The following is an 18,534-nucleotide window of genomic DNA, read 5'->3' on the forward strand; positions in this document are numbered from 1 at the left end:
GTGTACATTATAATTATTGTATACTATAAGAATTAGGTAGAAAAATAATTATTCTTATACCAAATTAATGTTATCTATCTTTAACAAAAAGGTTGGCTTATATGACAGTACAATATTTATTGGATCTTTATCGTAAATATGATAAAGAGATTTTAATGTTAATAACTATGATAGCTTCGATCATTCCATTGATTATTTTTATTAAAACAATAATCTTTTCAATGATCAAAAAATATATTGATCAATGGCATCATGATTATGAAATAATATTTAAAAAATATTCTATATACACCTATTTATTGTCCCACTTTGGGAGAAAAACCCCGCACTTGCAGTGCGTCGTTTCAACATAAATTTTAAATATCTTATCAAGAAAAGATAAGAATGAATCATACAGATATTTTTTAACAAAATCTTACACTTCACAGATATATTCTTTTTGTGTTGTGACACTTTCTAAATGAGCCATACACAAATAGTTTCTAACTTTTAAGTTAGTACATACATGAGGCATTCATGCCGTAATATTAAGCTCTGCACTTGCAGTGCAGAGTGGTTAACTATTTCTATTGCTAGCATTATAATTATTTCCAGTACAGGAGTTTCGCAGTTAGCAAAATTGCGAATCAGCTAAAAGGCATCTAATGTTGTTCTGAATTGATGTTTTTATAACTTCCCAAGTTTGTTGATATAAAGTAATTTTTTCATTTATCCTCCTTTTGTTCATATCGAGCCAAGCAAATACAGCAAGGCAAATATGATTTCTCTGAGCTCGACCCGTGCGTGCCTGACAGCGTTCAATACCACAAGTTTGTTTTAATTCTCGATGATAAACTTCTATAGACCACCGTGCCTTAACAATTTTCTCTATTTGTTCACGTGTTGGATTTTCTAAGTTAGTTGTTATGTAATCAATGCGACCATTTTTTGCCACAAACTTAAATACCGTAACCCAACCGTATCCACGTAGGTGAATTTTTAGTCCCTCATCAGGAATCTCTAAACTTTCTAAGCTAACATTATGATTAACTTTTCTATTTTTTCTTAGGTTACTAACCCATGTCCAACCTAAATTACGTATATGTTTCAAATTCTCCAAACCGCTATACCACGCATCCATTACTACTGCATCAGGATTGATCCCTCTTTCCTTAGCTAAAGTAAGCATATCACAAAAATGCTCATTCTTTGTTTTTCCATGAGTCAATCATTTAATTTGTGTAAGTTCATTTTTTATTTTCCAATAAATCATATTTAAAATCTCCACAAAGTATTTCAAATTGATTTAAAGCTAAAGACCAATCTTTAATAGGCATGGTCCATTTTTTGGCTGCATTTTGTAGGGATAAAAATATTATTTTTTGAATTGACTTATCATCTGGAAACACCCCCTTATTTTTGATAATTTTTCTAATTTGACGATTTACAGATTCTATAGTGTTAGTAGTATAAATTACCTTTCTGATCTCTTCAGGAAAGGCAAAAAACGGTATTATCCCAGACCAATTACGTTGCCAAATATCAGAAATTACCGGATATTTTTTATCCCATTTTACACCAAATTGCTGAAGTTTTAAACGTGCCATTTCGTCATTATTAGCTGTATAAATTTGTTTTAGATCTGATGTGACCTCTTTTAAATCTTTATATGACACATACTTTACTGAATTGCGAACCATATGTACAATACATAATTGTACTATAGTACTCGGGAATACACTGCTTATAGCTTCTGGAAAGCCCTTTAAACCATCCACACAAGCAACATAAATTTGTTCAATTCCTCGATTCTTTAACTCAGTAACTACTTGCATCCAAAATTTAGCACCTTCATTTTTGCCTATCCAAATGCCAAGTAACTCCTTTTTCCCTTCTATATTTACAGCAAGTGCTAAATATACTGCTTTATTTATTACTATGTGATTGTCTCTAGATTTTACATAGATACAGTCCAAGTATAATATTGGATACACCCTATCTAAACAACGATTTTGCCACCTAGTTACTTCTTCTATCACCCCATCTGTTATGGTGGATATCAAGTCACCAGATACATCAGTTTGATATATTTCTTCTAAATGCCCTCGGATCTCGCTGACTGTCATACCGCGACCATAAAGGGATATCACTTTCTCATCAAATCCATTAAATCTCCTCAGCCCTTTTGGTATTAATTGAGGATTATACTCTCCTTCCCGATCTCTTGGTACTTCTACTGTCAGCTTACGACCATCCCCATCAATTACTGTCTTCTCATAGCTACCATTACGACGATTATTATCTACTTTTGGCATCTTGCTATGTTTTGAATATCCTAATTCATGATCCAACTCACTTGCTAATATTTTCTCAACTATTTGCTTCTTTAGCTGTTGAAATAAACCATCTCGACCAAATAACTCCGATGGATCTGCTTTTGATAATAATTCTTCTACTAGCTGATTACTGATGTCTAATGTATCTTTATCTGTATCTAATTTTTTAGCCATAATTCCTCCTTGCTTGCTTAAGTTACTTTTTTTACAGTAATCTCTTACTGCTTTCTTTGCAACTTACACAAACTATAGGACAGACTCTTTTCCATCAGTTTCTTTATCATATATTCTATAATCTACAGGGGTAGATTGATCAGTTTTAGCATTGTAATGCAGTAAGTTGACCATCCCTATACCAGGTATAACATCATGTACAGCTCCAGAATATTGATAATGTACAAGCTCAATTTTCTTACTGTATTGCTTTGACAATAACGTGTCATCTCCCACTAATAAACAAGAAGCTTCCCTATCAATATATTTTGACACTTCTCTGTAGATCCCGCTAGGGCGGAAATCCTTACTATTTAACCATCGACTTGCACTATCATGAGATAGGTTTATTGGACTTACTTCAGATAATGCTTTACCACTATATCTTACGCTACTTGCTTGTAAAAATGATTTATATAAGTCTTTGCTACATTTTGATCTTGCCATGCTTAACTAAAACTCTTTCTTGCTAGATTAACATATTTTTTGCTAAGTGCGAAACTCCTGCAGTATTCTAAACGTTTCCCTTAGTGCATTTTTTACTAGCTTAGGAGCAGCAGCAGCGTTGTTAACCTTTCTGTTTAAGGATACTGTTGTGGCTTTGATATCAAGCTTACAGCTAATTTCGCAGGATATAATACGAATTGGCGATTTTGTTAGTATTAGCCAGTATAATGTTGAAGGTACTGTAGAGAAAATTACTATTACATCCGTTAAAATTAGGAATAGTGATCAAACTATTTCGACAATACCCACTTCTAGTCTTTTAACAACTAATGTAGTGAACTCACGTGGTATAACTGACTCAATGGCAAAAAAAATTCAGGGACCAATCTGTATTGACATAAATACTATTGCATTGGTCTCAACTGTATCTTTTATACAAGAATTAAAAAAATCACCATATTTAACAAAAGAAGCAATGGATAAAGTGAGTTTGGAACAGCTAGGTGACTATGTAACAAATATCAAAATATTTAGACTGTATGTAAAAGAATATTTGAGAAATCATCCGATGATATGTCAACAAGATTTTACATTTCTAGTACGTCAGCTGCCTGCAACTCCTAATGGTTTACCAATAGAGTTATATGTCTTTACTCATGAAATAAGGAAGGGTATATATGAAGATATTCAATCAGATATTTTTGATCATTTGTTTGCAGTGCTACCTGAATTCAAATTAAAAATATTTCAAAATAGTAATTAACTAAAATGATATAATAATGACTTCAGAAATCAAATCTAATTTAGTTTCTGCCTACCAAATTCTTGCAATTTTGGGCTTAGACGATCATACATATACTCATCTATCGGCAAGGCCTAAAGGAGCTGATTTTTACTATATTTATCCTTTTGGCTTAAGGTTTGAGGAAGTAACTAGCGATAATTTACTGCAAGTTAATTTGGATGGAACAGTTTTAGAGGGTAGCGAATATAGTTACAATGAAACCGGTTACGTCACTCACGGTAATATCTATAAAGCAAGAGAGGATATTTCATCTATCTTTCATTTGCATACTCCTGCAACTGTTGCTGTATCATCTATGCGAGTAGGATTAATGCCAATAAGTCAGTGGGCACTGCATTTTTATGAAAGACTATCTTATCATGAATATAACTCTCTTATACTTACCAGGAGTTTCGCAGTTAGCAAAATTGCGAATCAGCTAAAAGGCATCTAATGTTGTTCTGAATTGATGTTTTTATAACTTCCCAAGTTTGTTGATATAAAGTAATTTTTTCATTTATCCTCCTTTTGTTCATATCGAGCCAAGCAAATACAGCAAGGCAAATATGATTTCTCTGAGCTCGACCCGTGCGTGCCTGACAGCGTTCAATACCACAAGTTTGTTTTAATTCTCGATGATAAACTTCTATAGACCACCGTGCCTTAACAATTTTCTCTATTTGTTCACGTGTTGGATTTTCTAAGTTAGTTGTTATGTAATCAATGCGACCATTTTTTGCCACAAACTTAAATACCGTAACCCAACCGTATCCACGTAGGTGAATTTTTAGTCCCTCATCAGGAATCTCTAAACTTTCTAAGCTAACATTATGATTAACTTTTCTATTTTTTCTTAGGTTACTAACCCATGTCCAACCTAAATTACGTATATGTTTCAAATTCTCCAAACCGCTATACCACGCATCCATTACTACTGCATCAGGATTGATCCCTCTTTCCTTAGCTAAAGTAAGCATATCACAAAAATGCTCATTCTTTGTTTTTCCATCAGTTTCTTTATCATATATTCTATAATCTACAGGGGTAGATTGATCAGTTTTAGCATTGTAATGCAGTAAGTTGACCATCCCTATACCAGGTATAACATCATGTACAGCTCCAGAATATTGATAATGTACAAGCTCAATTTTCTTACTGTATTGCTTTGACAATAACGTGTCATCTCCCACTAATAAACAAGAAGCTTCCCTATCAATATATTTTGACACTTCTCTGTAGATCCCGCTAGGGCGGAAATCCTTACTATTTAACCATCGACTTGCACTATCATGAGATAGGTTTATTGGACTTACTTCAGATAATGCTTTACCACTATATCTTACGCTACTTGCTTGTAAAAATGATTTATATAAGTCTTTGCTACATTTTGATCTTGCCATGCTTAACTAAAACTCTTTCTTGCTAGATTAACATATTTTTTGCTAAGTGCGAAACTCCTGCTTACGTCTAATCACAGTAATAAAATGCTTGATGATCTCGGGCAAAATTATGTTATGTTTCTACGTAATCACGGAATATTACTATGTGGTAGGACAATACATGAAGCTATGTTTTATACTTATCATTTAGAGCAAGCATGTAAAACCCAATGTTTAGCATGTTCCACAAATCAAGAGTTAATCATACCATCTCAAGAAACTTGTAGAAAATCGGTGCAAGATTTATTATCATTTGAAGAAGATTTAGGTCAACGTGACTGGATAGCTTGGCTTAACTTACTCAAGACGGTTTATGGTGAGCAATGAAGAAATTTTTAGTAATAGTAATTTTGCAGTGTATAGCAATGGAAGCACTATCAAGCATTGAGAGAATAAAGTTGCACTCTTTCGATGACTTAACTAAGAAAATTAGAGGTAAAGATACACTAGTTGTATTTGATATTGATGGGGTTATTCTTGCCGCTAGAGACTCTTATTTAAGCCATGATAATCGGGAAATGCGTCATAAATTTCTTGATGACATTGAAAAATCACATGGTTTAGTTCAGAAAAAGAATATATATGGACTCATTATTGCTCAGATGTAGTATAAGTTAATTGAACCAGTATTAGTAAAGCATTTTTGGTTTTTAAAATTTAATGGTGCTGATATTATTGCTTTAACATCAATGGGACCAAATAATCCATATTTCGATCAGGAGCAAGATCGTGTTGATGTGTTGAAAGATAAAGGATTAATCTTTGATGGAAGGTATCAAGGTTTAATAAAAATTGATGAACAAAACCGACCTCAACCAAAAGTCATTGAAGGAGTTATTTTTGCTAGAGGTTATGAAAAAGGATTAGTGCTTAAAGCATATCTCGATCAACAACGAGCTAATTATAGCAAGATAGTGATGATAGACGATATGTCTCAAAATTTGGATTCTGTTGAAAGATATCTTAAAAATCAGGTTGATAGTATAGTTCTAATAGAATATAGCTAGTCTCCCCGTCAAAAGTCTAGAAGGATAATATATAATATGCTTAGCAGATAAAAATATATAGAGAATCCATAAGAAAAAGCTATAATATTGGCAAAAAACTTAAGGATTATCTGATTAATGCCGATAGAAAATATAACAAAGTTGCAAAGACAAGGACAACTTTTTGGTTACAAACTGATCGAAGAATTAAACCACAATAATAAATTATATAAATTAAGATCATTAATAAATTGGTCTAGTTTAGAGGAATGGTTGTCAGCAAATGTTGATATTAAGAAATTTGGTAGGAATCGCAGATGTCACCGCCTGTTACTTGGGGTGACTATGCTGCAAGCGATGTATAACCTGTCAGATGCAGCGACTGAGGAAGAGTTAAGAGAGAACGTATATTGGCAGTATTTTTGTGGTTGGGAATATTTGCAGAAAGATGCTGAAATATCAGAAGCTAGTATCCGTCGGTTTCGTACTATATTAGGAGAAGATGGCTACAATGAGATATTAAAGGAGCTGATAAGAATCGGATGCAAAGCAGGTGTAGTAAAAAAAAAGACTTAGCATCGATAATAGTTGATACTACTGTACAAATTAAGAATATTAAGTATCCCCATGATGTGTACTTGATGGATAAGGCAAGAATAGAGCTAGTAAAGCTATGTCATGCCTTAGGCATCAAGTTAAATGAAACATATGCCAAGCAATATAAAAGAGATGAAACTGGACTGATTTTTCAAGACAAATTTTTCACTAATTTTGTTTCCCATTTTACATAATTTTTAAGCTGCATTTTGTAAGTAATCAAGATACACGTTCATCGGTTTTTTATAACCAATACTTGAATGGAATCTTTGATTGTTATATTTATCCATGTATTTATCAATACCATCTTTAAGTTCTGCGATATTTTTAAAATCATTTATAAATATACAATTATATTTTAAAGTTCTAAAAAATCTTTCAATCACAATATTATCAATGCTTCTACCCTTACCGTTCATTGAGATTTGTATATTATTCTCTTTTAGAATTCCCGTATGCTCATGTCCAGTATATTGACTACCCTGATCACTATTGAATATTTGTGGTGCAGGGTATTTATTCAGTGCATCTTTTAATACATCGGTTACAAGTGATGCATCCATAGAATTAGATACTTTATAACTTAGTATTGCCTTACTATGCCAATCTATAATCGCCACAAGATACATAAATCCTCCGTTAGTTCTAATATAAGTAATGTCACCACTCCACACTTGATTAACATAAGGTACATGAATAGTTCTATTCGTTCCTGATTTGTGCCAGTACGGCTCAAGCAAATAGCTATAAATTTTATGTTGACCATCCTTCACAGAAGTAGATTGCTTTTTATGAGGATGAATAGCTTCTATACCCATTATTCCCATATATTTAAGCACCCTATCTCTGCCCACATTAAAGCCGTCTTCCAATAATTGTTTGTATATATAACGATAACCATACTCAGGGTTATCCGTATATATTTCATCTATTCTATTTAAAATATCAAGATTATATAAGCTCATTACTTTAGCTTTATAATATACTCCAGATCTGCTTATCTTTAATAGTTCACATTGCCTTGTCTTTGCTAACGTACTCAGCTTGGGGTCGACAAGACTTTTCTTATTTGATAAGTCCAAGCTGTTTAGCTTTCCCACCGCCCAGTCCCTCTCGACTGTAGCCTTACCTAATGCTTTTGCAAGTTCATCGTTTTGATTCTTAAGTTCACTAATCTGCCCTTTGTACTCACTAACAGCTTTTGCTGGCTCAAATGCCAATGACGCATTATCTAAAAATTGTCGTTTCCAGTTTTGCATAGTTTTAGCCGTTACTTCATATTTGACCGATAACTGACCTATTGTTGATTCTTCTTTTAACATCTCTAATACTATTTTAGTTTTTGCTTCTGCACTAAAATTTTTAATTTGTTTTTTACCCATTTGTTTCTCTTTAATTTTATTTATTATTCTATACTTATTGAGAAACAAAAATACCTGCTTCTTTGTCTAATTTTTTCAGTCCATTATAAGATATATTAAAATTATGGAAATATAAGGATAATAGTAAAGCCAAGAAGCGTAAGAAAATAATGAGGCATTTAAAAGTATTACTGGGTCGTTTAGTTAGGATATGTCAGCGAGAAATAGCTAAAGCAAAGTTAAGTTTATCGGCAAGACAACAAGAAATACTGAATAAGATAAAAAAGATACAAGTACAATCTATATTGAGTAAAGCAGAAAAAGAACAATATAAAGAAGAGAATAAAATATTATATAGTTTTCATGCACCGGAGGTAGAGTGCATTGGTAAAGGGAAATTAAACAAGCCATACGAGTTTGGTAATAAGGTTTCGATAGCAGTAAGTGGTCGGGGTAACTTTGTATTAGGGACAAAATCTTTTCATGGCAATCCATATGATGGGCATACATTATCGGAGACTGTAGAGATTGTAAAAGAATTAACAGGAGTTGAAGTAGCAAGAACCTTTGTTGACTGAGGTTACAAGGGGAATAATTTTAAGGAGAAGGGCAAAGTGTATAGCCCATATTGCAAGAAGAAACTATCGTCAGATGATAAGGCAATGCTCAAGAGACGGAGTGCCATAGAACCGATAATAGGGCATCTTAACAGTTATGGTAGAGTTGGCAGAAACTACCTGAAAGGGGTAATAGGAGATGTCATTAATCCGTTAATTTCCGCTGTAGGATTGAACTTACGGTGTATTGCGAATCATTTACTCAAAACAAATTTTTCTACATAGAAATTAGTCAGTAAAAAAATAATCAAATAATTACAAAATCGTTAATAAATCATCATGCAAAAATTCTCTAAAAATCATCTTTTTGTACCAAAAATTTAAATCAAAAAAATTAAACTCTCAAATTTTATACAAGAATTTTTGGCTAAGGTATTAAATTTTGAATTTTTCTTAATTTTTAGCACTTTTGACGGGGAGACTAGCTACGATAAGTTAGAAGAGCAAAAATCTATAAAAGCTCTCTCCGCTTTGCAGCAAGATTTGGTTAAAACTCAATCTATTTGGTTAAGCGATAAACAAGCCTCTGTTTTGTTACAAATAATAACTGAACAACCCTCAGCTCTAAGCTGAGGGGTTATAAAGTAGAGTCAATTTGAAATTGACCTACTTCAATTGGTTCTCCTTCTTGTTCTTCTATATATTTCTGAATTATTTCATCTGTTATGTTACCTGAACTAACTGCCATATATCCTCTAGCCCATAAGTGACGTCCCCAAAACTGCTTTTTTAAATGGGGAAATTCTTCAAACATGATTCTTGCACTACCACCTTTTAAATACTGTACCAACTTACTTAACGCTATTTGCGGTTTATAGGATACAAACATATGAATATGATCTGCTAGCACTTTTCCTGATATTAGGTAAACCTCATGATCCATCAATATTTGCCTTAACACATCCCTTACTCTCTCAGCTACTTTGCCAGTTAATATTCTTTTACGATATTTTGGTATCCACACTAAATGCACTTTTAAATCGTGTTTACTATGGCTATTAGTCCTATAACTCCTCATCTTATTTCACTAATTCGTCGTTAATACGACTTCATTATATCTTCCCTTCGCCTAAAGGCGAGGGTTTTTTATAATCCCCGTTGGGGGACAATAAATCGTTTGGCATAGAAAAAACTGCCTCTAAGCTATGCTTCTCTAGCAATCTTTTTTTAACTTCAATTACTTTACTAGCGTCAGAAACAACCGTGGACATTTGACAAATAGCAATACAAATGCCACCTTTAGTCAAACATTCTAAAGTATTCTCTATGAACTCTAATTGTTCATCAGCGTTTCCATCTTGGTAAGGTGGATTTAAAAAGCCCTTTGTTGGCTTTTGCTCTTTTATTATTTCTTTGTTCTTCTCATCAAAACAACTGCCATATAAAATATGACTTTTACCATCTCCTCTCATCATCATGTTAGAGCAAGCATGAGAAAACATATCAGCTCTTTTCTCGATGCCAATTAATTGGCTTGATTTTATCTTTTTATGTTTATCTGTATTATTTCCTGCTTTTTTAAGCATGTAATTCATTGCAGCTACTAAAAAACCAGCTGTTCCACAACAAGGATCAAAAACAATATCATCAGTGCTTAATTCTGCGATATCACAAAAGAAATCTGTAATATGGCAGGGGGTTAATACAAGACCAGTTTTTTTGTCACTTCCAGCATATCTTATAAATTACGTCAGTTCGGGATAAGATATAGATGAAATAGTAATAGATAAAAGGATTGTCAAAAAGGAGTGCCTGCAGTATTTATAGTCACCTTTTTGGTTAAAACCCCCAGCTTCAGCTGGGAAAGACTTCAGTCCTTGTTCTAATATTTCAATTCACTATAACTTGAATATATGATATTTTAATATACATGAAGAGCTTGCTCTTATGTATATTAAAATATCATATATGACAGATTATAACAAGACTAGCCACACTGTATTTTACCATCGCTTTCATGTTGTTTGGATCACTAAATATCGCTACAAAAGTATTGCAGGGTAACTTATAAGAATTAGGATCAGAGAGATAGCACAGGCATTAGTAATATCTCTTTAGAGTAATAGCGACTTCCAGTCTAGATATCAACCTACCAGCTTCAGCTGGTTGTTATTGAGATTTTTAAACAAAAAAACAAACTACAGGCATGAAAAAAGATATCACAGAATTATATAGTTTTATAGATGATTTTTGTAAAATTTATTTGGAGTATGAACAGAGAAAGTTATTACCATCAAATAAGCAAAGAAATCGCTGTTGTAGCATGAGTCTAAGTGAAATGTTAACAATAATAATTATGTTTCATACATCCTATGCTAAGAATTTTAAATTTTTCTATAAAAGTTATATAGAGTGCATGCATAAGGATGATTTTCCCAAAGCCTTGAGTTATAATAGATTTGTTGAATTAATGGCACGATTATTCATACCGCTAAATATGTTGATTCATTTGTTGTTTGGTGAGGAAACAGGTATTTATTTTATTGACTCTACAACGATTAAAGCTTGTCACAATAAAAGGCGTTATAGCAATAAAGTTTTTAAAGGATTAGCCAAACATAGTAAATCCTCTATGGGGTATTTTTATGGTTTTAAATTACATGTAATAATCAATAATAAAGGGGAGTTTATGGCATTAAAAGTGACCAAAGGCAATGTAGATGATAGGGTTCCAGTACCGGAGTTAACAAAAAGATTAACTGGAATTATAGCAGCTGATAAAGGTTATATTAAGCAAAATTTGTTCTTAAATTTATATGAAAGAGGCTTAAAAATGATTCATGGAATTAAGAAGAATATGGAAAATAAATTAATGGATTTGAAAGAAAAAATCTTACTTCGAAAGCGTAACTTAATTGAAACAGTTTTTGATTATCTAAAAAATAAAATGAACCTTGAACATACTAGACATAGATCACCAATAAATGCCTTTGTCCATATATTATCTAGTCCGTCCGCCAAAAATATTTAAAGCCCCCCATAATCTATGATTGAATAAAATTTTTACAAAAAAAATTCTAATATTTGCACTAAAATTAAAAATTGTTTTCAATTTTATTGAAAAATTTCTGTTTTAGTAAAATTTTTACATGAGCTTATTGTTAACGATTTTTTTTAATCGTTTAGCAAGTTTTTTAATGATAATTTTTTTATGTAGAGTTAGGCATGATGTGTAAATGATTGGCAATACATCGTAAATTCAAACCTATAGCAGAGATTATTGGATTGATCACATCTCCTATCACACCCTTCAAGAAGTTTCTGCCCATCCTGCCATATTGTTTCAAATGCCCTATTATTGGTTCTATAGCACTGCGTCTCCTGATCATACACTTGTCTTCTTTCAATAACTTTTTCCGAGTTGTTGGGGTATATACCTTACTCTTCTCTTTAACATTGCTGCCAGTATAACCAAGATCAACAAACGATTTTTTTATCTTTATTCCAGTTACATTTTCTACCGCTTCAAAACTCTGCTGCAATGTATGACCATCATAAGGATTATTATGAAACGATTTTGCTGACAGTACAAAATTTCTACGACCACTGACTACTACCGCAACTTTATTGCCAAACTCATATGGCTTGTTTCGTTTTCCCTTCCCTATACACTCTACCTCAGGGGCATGAAAACTATACAATATTTTATTCTGTTCTTTGTATTGCTTTTTCTCTTCTCTTTTTAAAACAGATTGGCTATGTATTTGTTTTACTTTTTTCAATACTTCTTGATCTCTGATAGATAAGTTTAATTTCTGATTTTTTATCTCACGCTCACATATTCTAACCAAACGACCAAGTAACGTTTTTAAATGCTTCATTATTTTCCAACGCTTCTTGGCTTTGCTATGCTCTTTATACTTCCAGAGCTTTATTATATCTCGCTTATAGGTTCTAGCGTAGGTTTCGTTTAAACTTATACCCAAACTTTGGCAAAGCTTCACAATACTAAGCCTAGCTTTATCCATTAAATAAACATCATGTGGGTGCTTGATATTCTTAATTTGTACCGTTGTATCAGCAATTATCAATTCCAAATCTTTTTTTTTAATTGTGTTAGTTCTTATTCCAACTCTTATCAACTCTGCTAATATCTCGTTATATCCAGATTCACCTAATAAATTACGAAATCTTCTTATGCTAGTTTCCGACATCGCTATATCTGTTTCTATATATTCCCACCCACAGAAATATTGCCAATACATGTTTTCTTTTAGTTCTTCCTCTGCTAATGAATCTGAAAAATTATACATTGCTTGTAGCATCGTTACACCAAGCATCACTCTATGACATTTTCTATTTCTACCAAATCTCTTAATAGAAACATTTTTTGATAACCATTCTTCTAGACCAGACCAATTTATTAATTCTCTTAATTTATATAGCTTATTATTTGAGTTTAATTCTTCTTTTAATTTATAACCAAAAAGTTTTCCTTGTTTTTGTGATTTGATAATATTTTCTATTGGCATATTGACTGAAATCCATAAGGTTTATTAGCATATTTTAACATTTTCTTATGGATTTCTTTATTATTTTCTGCCATTAAACCCTATTATCTATAAGACTTATAGAGTTTTGCCGGACAGACTATCTACTCTTGTTGCTTACTCATTAAAGAAAAATAAACCTTCAACAAAATTTGATTTTAATCTACATGTTCACAATATCCTTATCCCGAATTCACGTAAATTGGGTATAAAATTTTCCTAAAATATCAAATTGACTTTCATCAATATGGGGTAAAATATCTTGATTGATAGATAAAATAAAATCCCTCAAAAGAGTGTTTTTCTTGTCTTTTTATTGTAAATTATATCAGAACTAAAATCATTATTGTTTCTAAATTTTGAGTATTCTAAAATTATAATTTGTCTTTTCTCAGAATCTAAATCATTTTGCTTTAAAACACTTTCACAAGCAGATAATAGGGCTGCAGTTAGCTCTTTGTTGGATGTGTAATATTTGTAGCTATTCAAAAAGGGAGCATGTTGCAATGCAATTAAAATTGCACTTATTAACGTACATCTTTCGACTTCTGGTATAGAATAATTATGCAAGAATGAATTATATTCTATTGCTTTTTTAATAAGTTCTTCTTCCGCAAATGGCTTAGATTGCTGTTTGATAATATTTCCAATTTCTATGGATTTTAGAAGAATCTTGTCGGGCATACCTTTATAGGTATAATGTTGTTTTAGCTACAAAAAAGTTGAGATTTTTTTCTCTATTTCATTTTGTCCACTAACTGCAATAGCAATTATATTAAAAGCATCTTTTAAATAAGAAGCATATAATAAAACACCATCTACAGCATAATCTTTATATAAGTTTCTATTTTTACTTTCATGTTGTGATATGCTTGCCTTGCATTCTATGACAATTAAATTATCCGGATTATTTTTAAAAGATATAATAAATTCAGGACGTCCTACACCATTACCACTTTTTGAAGAATTTTTTAGTAATTTATCTATTTTGGGATTTATTGATGATTGCTCTTCTATTATAAGGTTATCATCATTATAATAACCTTTCTCTCGTAATAGATTCCTAACAATATTTTCAGTTATACGTTCATTTAACATAAAAGCCAATAAATTAGACTTCTTTCGAAACTCACTTATGTGCAAGGGTTTGAAGGAGACACTTCACCTTGAACCGTAGCGTACTTGAATGTACCTGAGGAGTAGAGTGTCGGTATCATGTACAAATCACCAACAGAAATAGAGTTTCGAAAAAAGTTATTGAACCACAACACCCTATAGATTCGTTATAGCTAACTCGAATAGATTCCTGTTCTAGAACATATAATGGATTAACTATAAAACTCATCCTTCCCGCATGACAATATATCACAAAAATCAACTACACTAATAGATATATGCAAATTATTTGAAAAATTTTTTATAAAATCATCGACAAATCAATAATCAACTCTTCAAATTGCTGATTATTAGAATATTCTAGAGTTACCTTGTCCTTTATTTGGTTTTTGAACCAAGTAATTTGCCTTTTTGCGTATTGCCTAGTCTTAATTTGTGCTAGATTTATGGCATTTTGCAAAGTAATTTCATTATTTAAATAGCATAATATTTCCCGTAGACCAATGGTTTTTATTGCAGAAGAATATATATCAGGAAAATCTTTTTTAATTTGAGCTACTTCTTCAATTGCTCCTTCATTAAATAATTTTTCTAACCTAGTATTACATGTTTGATAAAGAAATTCCCTCTTTGGATGTAGAAAAATTACCTTAAAATCAAATGCTGGAAGAATAGATTTATTTTGTAAGCTTTGGAAAGCAAATATAGATTGCCCGGTTTCCATAAATACTTCATAGGCTCTTATAACCCTTTGAGTGTCGTGTTCATTTAACTTCTGAACAGCCAAGTTATCTAGCTCTTTTAGTTTATAAAAAAACCGAGTCGAACCAATCTTAGAGTGTAGCTCTCTAACATATTGTCTAATTTCAGGAGATATTGTTGGTATTTCATTATAACCAAAAAGTAATGAATTAATATATAACCCAGTACCACCAACAATTATTGGTAACTTGCCTCTACTACGAATGTCTGTAATTTTCTCAAGAGCATGATTTACATATTGTATTACTGAAAATTCTTGTTCTATAGATAAAAAATTATAAAGATGATAAGGAATCTCATTACGGTATATTTGTGATGGCGAGGCAGTAATAATGGGAATCTGCCTATATATCTGCATAGAATCACAGTTAACTATCTCAGCTTTATATATTTTAGCTAAATAATGTGCCAAATAAGACTTGCCACTAGCAGTAGGTCCACATATAACTAACATCGAGTAAATAATTTCTTTTGTGTAAGTTAGCTTGATCTATATATATATTACGTTGATCAACTCAAGCTTTTATCAAAGCATTATATTGCAAATCTGTATTCTATCTTTCATTTTCAGACGAAACTCTTACATATTCGACCAATATTCGTAAAACATAATATTTTTTATTCATACATTATACCAAAACAGCAAAGTTTGCCGTATAGTTTTTTTGCCCTTTTTGTATATTTTTTGTTCTCTAACTCAGATGTCTGATAAACACATGTTATATATACTGCTTGTAAATGAAGAGTTGGTAAACGAAGAGCTTGGCAATATTACTTTTAGGCAGTTAACATCTTTAGTAGGTTTTGCTCCTTTTGCTAGAGAAAGCGGTAGTTATAAAGGTAGAAGAAGTATTTTTGCAGGTAGAGGTAATCTTCGAAGAGTTCTTTATATGGCTGCAGTAGCTGCCTTACGATGTAATAAGCGTTTACGTAATTTTTATGACCACTTAATTGCTAAACATAAACCAGCAAAAGTTGCTCTTGTTGCTGTTATGCGTAAATTACTAGCTTTTATGCACTCTATTGTCAAAAATAATTCTTCTTGCAATGAAAATTTATGGTAAGTTATTATTTTCTTATTGACTTCCATTACGGATGCTGAGGTTATAATAGCATAATACCTCGAAATATTAAAGCCAATTCGGGATAATACTTCTATTATGGGAAACGTGCTTTTCTTTAAGTTCATAGTAATCTAGTTTTGCAGTATTTTCATTAACAGATTGAGTTCCTCACGAAATTCTGTATCAATTTCACATAATTCTTCTACTTTTTTGATAGCATGCATTATTGTAGTATGATCTTTCTTACCAAATTTCTTGCCGATATCAGTAAGGCTTTTTGGGGTTAATGTTTTACTTAAATACATAGCTACTTGCCTTGGTCTAGCTATTGAGCGAATACGTCTAGGAGAAGACATATCAGAAAATTTAATATTATAACGATCAGCTACTTTTTTTTGAATATCTTCAATCGTTATAATTCTTTCATTGGAACGTAGTAAGTCACGTAAAATATTTTGGGTATTTTCTAAAGTTATCTCCCTACCAACTAAAGTTGAATGAGCAATAACTTTATTAAGAGCCCCCTCTAATTCTCTGACATTTGACGTTATTTTTGATGCTAAGAATTCTACAACATTTTTAGGTATGTGAATATTCATCTGTTCAAGCTTAGATTCTAATATCCCCAATCTTAGTTCATAAGTAGTGCTGTGAACATCTGCAACCAAGCCCCAACCAAGCCTAGACTTAATCCGCTCTTCAATATTATCTAAATCTGACGGTGAACGGTCACATGATATAACCATTTGACGATTATTATCAATCAAAGCATTGAAAGTATGAAAAAACTCTTCTTGAGTACTATCTTTACCAGATATAAATTGAATATCATCGATCATTAGCACGTCAACTGAACGAAATTCTTCTTTAAATGACATAACATCTTTATTACGAAGTGCTTTGATGAATTGATACATAAACTTTTCTGCCGACATGTAAATTACTTTGCGAGTCGGGTTATTATGTCTTATATACCAAGCAATAGCATGCATTAAGTGTGTCTTACCAAGACCAACACCCCCATACAAAAATAAGGGGTTAGATTCAGCTACGGCACTTTCTGATTCAGCAACTGCTCTAGAGGCTGCATATGCTAACTCATTTGGTCCACCAACTACAAAATTTTCAAAAGTAAATCGTAAGTCTAATGCTGAAAAAATGCCTTCGGAATTGAGATCCATTCCTTCTTTTATTGATGGAATTTTTGCTAAATATTCAGGTATATTTGGATTTTGTTCTAGTAATTCTTTAGTAACTATCTCAATTGATTTAATATCTTTGTCATAAGACTGCCAAGATTGCAATATATCACGTGCATATTTTGATTTTATCCAATCTCGGATAAAATTTGTTGGTGTAGAAAGTATAACAGTAGTAGTAGAAGCTTCTAGAAAGTTAATCTTACTGAACCAACTTTTATACAAAGACTCACCGTAATATTTATTAAGATCAGAACACACATGCTGCCAAATATCTCTATAATGAGCTACTTCCTTTTCTACAGTCAATTGATTTTGGTTAGTATTCACAGAACTTGCCATGGTAAATTATTTTGTTTCCAACCAGCTCCATTACCTCCTCCTTCAAAACCATCAACGATGTTGTAGCATTTTGTATAACCTAAACCACCAGCACACAAGGCCGCTTCATGAGATCGAGCACCTGAACGACAAAGGAATAATACATTATTTTTATTACTGACTTTCGACATGAACTGATTGTTAAATTCACAATTTAATGACATATCAGGTAATAAACGCCAGCTCAGAAACAGTACTTGATCTTTATCAAGCTTTGGAATACCTATTTTCTGCCATTCTTCAGTAGTTCTAATATCAACAACAATGGTACACTCATCCATTTCTAGCAACTTATAAGCTTCTAAGGAAGATATATTTTTGATACTTATAGGCATCTGCATTTTTTTGAATATATTAAAATTTATTGAATAAGAACAAGATTTAGACTAATTGAGTATATACTACTTAATATACAGTTTACATTTTATATTTGGTAATTGTCAAACTATCTGAATCATATTATGATATTTTTTTATAAGATTATCAATATGGACTATTTAAAAAAAGCATTCCTAGCTAAAAAATTACTATACCAAAGCAAAAATCGGGGTTGCAAAGAAACCGGGTTAATATTAGGTAAATTTGCTGAACAATTTCTTGCTAATATGGATATAGATAGTTTAACAGATTTTGCTTTAATACTTAATCAAAATGATATAGATATTTATGATTGGATTACCAATAAAACAACTCCTCCTGTTCACTTAAATTCAAAAGTGATGTTACAAATACTTAATTTTGATATTAACCGCCTATAAGCTTA

At 31.8% G+C, this 18,534-nt stretch carries 26 protein-coding genes and 2 pseudogenes; 14 read left to right on the forward strand and 14 right to left on the reverse strand.

Annotated elements, in window-relative coordinates:
* Window positions 1-282 precede the first annotated feature (282 nt).
* The 4 genes from AAHN00_RS12370 to AAHN00_RS12385 all read right to left on the reverse strand — a co-directional run bounded on the left by AAHN00_RS12370 (window position 283) and on the right by AAHN00_RS12385 (window position 2,975).
* Window positions 283-453, reverse strand: a complete 171-nt coding sequence (locus tag AAHN00_RS12370) for a hypothetical protein (protein ID WP_342271435.1) — start codon at window positions 451-453, stop codon at window positions 283-285.
* Between the two features lie 157 nt (window positions 454-610).
* Window positions 611-1,207, reverse strand: a complete 597-nt coding sequence (locus AAHN00_RS12375) for a transposase (protein ID WP_342271436.1) — start codon at window positions 1,205-1,207, stop codon at window positions 611-613.
* Between the two features lie 19 nt (window positions 1,208-1,226).
* On the reverse strand, window positions 1,227-2,489 hold the full coding sequence (locus AAHN00_RS12380) for an IS256 family transposase (RefSeq protein WP_342270914.1): 1,263 nt from the start codon (window positions 2,487-2,489) through the stop codon (window positions 1,227-1,229).
* A 72-nt stretch (window positions 2,490-2,561) separates the two neighbouring features.
* Window positions 2,562-2,975: a hypothetical protein gene (locus tag AAHN00_RS12385; protein WP_342271437.1), complete on the reverse strand. Its 414-nt coding sequence runs from the start codon at window positions 2,973-2,975 to the stop codon at window positions 2,562-2,564.
* A gap of 148 nt (window positions 2,976-3,123) precedes the next feature.
* Here AAHN00_RS12385 and AAHN00_RS12390 point away from each other — a divergent pair, with 148 nt between their 5' ends.
* Together AAHN00_RS12390 and AAHN00_RS12395 are read left to right on the forward strand one after the other, a co-directional pair.
* Window positions 3,124-3,738: a mechanosensitive ion channel family protein gene (locus AAHN00_RS12390; protein ID WP_342271438.1), complete on the forward strand. Its 615-nt coding sequence runs from the start codon at window positions 3,124-3,126 to the stop codon at window positions 3,736-3,738.
* A gap of 16 nt (window positions 3,739-3,754) precedes the next feature.
* A pseudogene (locus tag AAHN00_RS12395) lies at window positions 3,755-4,204 on the forward strand (class II aldolase/adducin family protein); the annotation flags it as partial.
* Here the strand turns inward: AAHN00_RS12395 and AAHN00_RS12400 are convergent.
* Window positions 4,179-5,159, reverse strand: a complete 981-nt coding sequence (locus AAHN00_RS12400) for a transposase (RefSeq protein WP_342271025.1) — start codon at window positions 5,157-5,159, stop codon at window positions 4,179-4,181. The pseudogene AAHN00_RS12395 and the gene AAHN00_RS12400 sit on opposite strands and share 26 nt — an antisense overlap.
* Before the next feature lie 81 nt (window positions 5,160-5,240).
* Between AAHN00_RS12400 and AAHN00_RS12405 the strand changes: the two are divergent.
* From AAHN00_RS12405 to AAHN00_RS12425, 5 genes and pseudogenes are all read left to right on the forward strand, one after another.
* Window positions 5,241-5,525: pseudogene (locus AAHN00_RS12405) on the forward strand (class II aldolase/adducin family protein); the annotation flags it as partial.
* The gene (locus tag AAHN00_RS12410; protein WP_342271439.1) at window positions 5,522-5,806 is read left to right on the forward strand and encodes a hypothetical protein; all 285 of its coding nucleotides are present in this window, start codon (window positions 5,522-5,524) and stop codon (window positions 5,804-5,806) included. The pseudogene AAHN00_RS12405 and the gene AAHN00_RS12410, both read left to right, overlap by 4 nt.
* A gap of 9 nt (window positions 5,807-5,815) precedes the next feature.
* Window positions 5,816-6,205, forward strand: coding sequence for a DUF2608 domain-containing protein (locus tag AAHN00_RS12415; protein WP_342272675.1), 390 nt, complete (start codon window positions 5,816-5,818; stop codon window positions 6,203-6,205).
* Between the two features lie 117 nt (window positions 6,206-6,322).
* Window positions 6,323-6,760, forward strand: a complete 438-nt coding sequence (locus AAHN00_RS12420; RefSeq protein WP_342271440.1) for a transposase — start codon at window positions 6,323-6,325, stop codon at window positions 6,758-6,760.
* On the forward strand, window positions 6,727-6,975 hold the full coding sequence (locus tag AAHN00_RS12425) for a hypothetical protein (RefSeq protein ID WP_342271441.1): 249 nt from the start codon (window positions 6,727-6,729) through the stop codon (window positions 6,973-6,975). Before AAHN00_RS12420 ends, AAHN00_RS12425 begins: the two co-directional genes overlap by 34 nt.
* Before the next feature lie 3 nt (window positions 6,976-6,978).
* On the opposite strand, the gene AAHN00_RS12430 is transcribed toward AAHN00_RS12425, so the two are convergent.
* Window positions 6,979-8,163, reverse strand: coding sequence for an IS3 family transposase (locus tag AAHN00_RS12430; protein ID WP_342270912.1), 1,185 nt, complete (start codon window positions 8,161-8,163; stop codon window positions 6,979-6,981).
* A gap of 149 nt (window positions 8,164-8,312) precedes the next feature.
* Here AAHN00_RS12430 and AAHN00_RS12435 point away from each other — a divergent pair, with 149 nt between their 5' ends.
* The 3 genes from AAHN00_RS12435 to AAHN00_RS12445 all read left to right on the forward strand — a co-directional run bounded on the left by AAHN00_RS12435 (window position 8,313) and on the right by AAHN00_RS12445 (window position 9,332).
* Window positions 8,313-8,720 carry a hypothetical protein gene (locus AAHN00_RS12435; protein ID WP_342271442.1) on the forward strand — a complete coding sequence of 136 codons (408 nt, stop codon included), beginning with the start codon at window positions 8,313-8,315 and terminating at the stop codon, window positions 8,718-8,720.
* Window positions 8,721-8,756: 36 nt separating this feature from the next.
* Window positions 8,757-8,984, forward strand: coding sequence for a hypothetical protein (locus tag AAHN00_RS12440; protein ID WP_342271443.1), 228 nt, complete (start codon window positions 8,757-8,759; stop codon window positions 8,982-8,984).
* Window positions 8,985-9,122: 138 nt separating this feature from the next.
* Window positions 9,123-9,332 carry a hypothetical protein gene (locus AAHN00_RS12445; protein WP_342271444.1) on the forward strand — a complete coding sequence of 70 codons (210 nt, stop codon included), beginning with the start codon at window positions 9,123-9,125 and terminating at the stop codon, window positions 9,330-9,332.
* Between the two features lie 4 nt (window positions 9,333-9,336).
* Here AAHN00_RS12445 and tnpA read toward each other — a convergent pair whose 3' ends face one another.
* The gene (gene tnpA, locus AAHN00_RS12450; RefSeq protein ID WP_342271445.1) at window positions 9,337-9,777 is read right to left on the reverse strand and encodes an IS200/IS605 family transposase; all 441 of its coding nucleotides are present in this window, start codon (window positions 9,775-9,777) and stop codon (window positions 9,337-9,339) included.
* A gap of 34 nt (window positions 9,778-9,811) precedes the next feature.
* The gene (locus tag AAHN00_RS12455; RefSeq protein ID WP_342272676.1) at window positions 9,812-10,441 is read right to left on the reverse strand and encodes a class I SAM-dependent DNA methyltransferase; all 630 of its coding nucleotides are present in this window, start codon (window positions 10,439-10,441) and stop codon (window positions 9,812-9,814) included.
* 464 nt (window positions 10,442-10,905) lie between these two features.
* On the opposite strand from AAHN00_RS12455, the gene AAHN00_RS12460 reads away from it, so the two are divergent.
* Complete coding sequence (locus AAHN00_RS12460) at window positions 10,906-11,730, forward strand: IS982 family transposase (protein WP_342271446.1); 825 nt, start codon at window positions 10,906-10,908, stop codon at window positions 11,728-11,730.
* Between the two features lie 178 nt (window positions 11,731-11,908).
* Here the strand turns inward: AAHN00_RS12460 and AAHN00_RS12465 are convergent, their stop codons facing one another.
* Window positions 11,909-13,231 carry an IS5 family transposase gene (locus AAHN00_RS12465; protein WP_342271447.1) on the reverse strand — a complete coding sequence of 441 codons (1,323 nt, stop codon included), beginning with the start codon at window positions 13,229-13,231 and terminating at the stop codon, window positions 11,909-11,911.
* Between the two features lie 106 nt (window positions 13,232-13,337).
* Here AAHN00_RS12465 and AAHN00_RS12470 point away from each other — a divergent pair, with 106 nt between their 5' ends.
* Window positions 13,338-13,472 carry a hypothetical protein gene (locus AAHN00_RS12470; RefSeq protein ID WP_342271448.1) on the forward strand — a complete coding sequence of 45 codons (135 nt, stop codon included), beginning with the start codon at window positions 13,338-13,340 and terminating at the stop codon, window positions 13,470-13,472.
* A 65-nt stretch (window positions 13,473-13,537) separates the two neighbouring features.
* On the opposite strand, the gene AAHN00_RS12475 is transcribed toward AAHN00_RS12470, so the two are convergent.
* From AAHN00_RS12475 to miaA, 3 genes are all read right to left on the reverse strand, one after another.
* Window positions 13,538-13,933: a hypothetical protein gene (locus AAHN00_RS12475; protein WP_342271449.1), complete on the reverse strand. Its 396-nt coding sequence runs from the start codon at window positions 13,931-13,933 to the stop codon at window positions 13,538-13,540.
* Window positions 13,934-13,960: 27 nt separating this feature from the next.
* Window positions 13,961-14,347, reverse strand: coding sequence for a hypothetical protein (locus AAHN00_RS12480; RefSeq protein WP_342271450.1), 387 nt, complete (start codon window positions 14,345-14,347; stop codon window positions 13,961-13,963).
* 319 nt (window positions 14,348-14,666) lie between these two features.
* Complete coding sequence (gene miaA / locus AAHN00_RS12485; protein ID WP_342271451.1) at window positions 14,667-15,581, reverse strand: tRNA (adenosine(37)-N6)-dimethylallyltransferase MiaA; 915 nt, start codon at window positions 15,579-15,581, stop codon at window positions 14,667-14,669.
* Window positions 15,582-15,873: 292 nt separating this feature from the next.
* Between miaA and AAHN00_RS12490 the strand changes: the two genes are divergently transcribed.
* A complete protein-coding gene (locus AAHN00_RS12490) occupies window positions 15,874-16,191 on the forward strand; it encodes a transposase (RefSeq protein ID WP_342271452.1) in 318 nt (105 codons plus the stop codon).
* A 131-nt stretch (window positions 16,192-16,322) separates the two neighbouring features.
* Here the strand turns inward: AAHN00_RS12490 and dnaA are convergent, their stop codons facing one another.
* Together dnaA and AAHN00_RS12500 are read right to left on the reverse strand one after the other, a co-directional pair.
* Complete coding sequence (dnaA, locus tag AAHN00_RS12495; protein ID WP_410521392.1) at window positions 16,323-17,732, reverse strand: chromosomal replication initiator protein DnaA; 1,410 nt, start codon at window positions 17,730-17,732, stop codon at window positions 16,323-16,325.
* On the reverse strand, window positions 17,717-18,112 hold the full coding sequence (locus AAHN00_RS12500) for a rhodanese-like domain-containing protein (RefSeq protein ID WP_342271453.1): 396 nt from the start codon (window positions 18,110-18,112) through the stop codon (window positions 17,717-17,719). Before AAHN00_RS12500 ends, dnaA begins: the two co-directional genes overlap by 16 nt.
* A 147-nt stretch (window positions 18,113-18,259) precedes the next feature.
* Here AAHN00_RS12500 and AAHN00_RS12505 point away from each other — a divergent pair, with 147 nt between their 5' ends.
* Window positions 18,260-18,529, forward strand: coding sequence for a succinate dehydrogenase assembly factor 2 (locus AAHN00_RS12505; protein ID WP_342259491.1), 270 nt, complete (start codon window positions 18,260-18,262; stop codon window positions 18,527-18,529).
* Window positions 18,530-18,534 lie beyond the last annotated feature (5 nt).

Source organism: Candidatus Tisiphia endosymbiont of Parasteatoda lunata, from assembly GCF_964030955.1.
Classification (GTDB): Bacteria; Pseudomonadota; Alphaproteobacteria; order Rickettsiales; family Rickettsiaceae; genus Tisiphia.

Bases quoted from the DNA above. Each gene is read 5' to 3' on its own strand.
- AAHN00_RS12380 (WP_342270914.1), bottom strand. From the start codon at position 2,489: ATGGCTAAAAAATTAGATACAGATAAAGATACATTAGACATCAGTAAT.
- AAHN00_RS12385 (WP_342271437.1), bottom strand. From the start codon at position 2,975: ATGGCAAGATCAAAATGTAGCAAAGACTTATATAAATCATTTTTACAA.
- AAHN00_RS12400 (WP_342271025.1), bottom strand. From the start codon at position 5,159: ATGGCAAGATCAAAATGTAGCAAAGACTTATATAAATCATTTTTACAA.
- AAHN00_RS12410 (WP_342271439.1), top strand. From the start codon at position 5,522: ATGAAGAAATTTTTAGTAATAGTAATTTTGCAGTGTATAGCAATGGAA.
- AAHN00_RS12420 (WP_342271440.1), top strand. From the start codon at position 6,323: ATGCCGATAGAAAATATAACAAAGTTGCAAAGACAAGGACAACTTTTT.
- AAHN00_RS12425 (WP_342271441.1), top strand. From the start codon at position 6,727: ATGCAAAGCAGGTGTAGTAAAAAAAAAGACTTAGCATCGATAATAGTT.
- AAHN00_RS12430 (WP_342270912.1), bottom strand. From the start codon at position 8,163: ATGGGTAAAAAACAAATTAAAAATTTTAGTGCAGAAGCAAAAACTAAA.
- AAHN00_RS12435 (WP_342271442.1), top strand. From the start codon at position 8,313: ATGAGGCATTTAAAAGTATTACTGGGTCGTTTAGTTAGGATATGTCAG.
- tnpA (WP_342271445.1), bottom strand. From the start codon at position 9,777: ATGAGGAGTTATAGGACTAATAGCCATAGTAAACACGATTTAAAAGTG.
- AAHN00_RS12460 (WP_342271446.1), top strand. From the start codon at position 10,906: ATGAAAAAAGATATCACAGAATTATATAGTTTTATAGATGATTTTTGT.
- AAHN00_RS12465 (WP_342271447.1), bottom strand. From the start codon at position 13,231: ATGCCAATAGAAAATATTATCAAATCACAAAAACAAGGAAAACTTTTT.
- AAHN00_RS12475 (WP_342271449.1), bottom strand. From the start codon at position 13,933: ATGCCCGACAAGATTCTTCTAAAATCCATAGAAATTGGAAATATTATC.
- AAHN00_RS12480 (WP_342271450.1), bottom strand. From the start codon at position 14,347: ATGTTAAATGAACGTATAACTGAAAATATTGTTAGGAATCTATTACGA.
- miaA (WP_342271451.1), bottom strand. From the start codon at position 15,581: ATGTTAGTTATATGTGGACCTACTGCTAGTGGCAAGTCTTATTTGGCA.
- dnaA (WP_410521392.1), bottom strand. From the start codon at position 17,732: ATGGCAAGTTCTGTGAATACTAACCAAAATCAATTGACTGTAGAAAAG.
- AAHN00_RS12500 (WP_342271453.1), bottom strand. From the start codon at position 18,112: ATGCAGATGCCTATAAGTATCAAAAATATATCTTCCTTAGAAGCTTAT.
- AAHN00_RS12505 (WP_342259491.1), top strand. From the start codon at position 18,260: ATGGACTATTTAAAAAAAGCATTCCTAGCTAAAAAATTACTATACCAA.